Here is a 480-nt window from a genome sequence, read left to right as displayed (position 1 = left end):
CGTCATCAAGTTCGACGACCAGACCGCGGCCACCAGCGCGGTGATGCTCGGCCAGGCCGACGCCATGTCGGCGGATTCGCCGGTGACGGCGTACGCGATCAAGCAGAGCAACGGAAAACTCGAAGCCGCAGGAGAAATCTTCGACTCCGCCCCCTACGGCTGGGCGGTCCAGAAAGGTTCGCCGCTGGCTGCTTCCCTGCAGCAGGCACTTCAGCACCTGATCGACAACGGTGCGTACAAGCAGGTGGCCACGAACTGGGGCGCGGAGAACGGGATGATCGAAAAGCCGGTCATCAACGGTGCGACCAGCTGAGCCGCCGATGAGTGATGAATCCTCGCCGGCCGCAATCGACGCCGTCCCGCTGAGACATCCATGGCGTTGGGTAGCGGCGATCATCATCCTCGTCCTGATCGGGCTGTTCCTGTGGGGTGCGGCGACCAACGAGGCGTACGGGTGGGAGACGTACGGCAAGTACCTCT

Annotated in this window: 1 pseudogene; it reads left to right on the top strand. The window is 63.8% G+C overall.

Annotated features, from left to right (window positions below):
• Positions 1 to 313: pseudogene (locus IMZ11_RS43915) on the top strand (transporter substrate-binding domain-containing protein); the annotation flags it as partial.
• Positions 314 to 480: the final 167 nt, after the last annotated feature.

Origin of the sequence: Microtetraspora sp. AC03309, from assembly GCF_020826795.1 — a bacterium.
Taxonomy (GTDB): Bacteria; Actinomycetota; Actinomycetes; order Streptosporangiales; family Streptosporangiaceae; genus Microtetraspora; species Microtetraspora glauca.
This window is presented reverse-complemented; position numbering and strand designations above follow the sequence as displayed.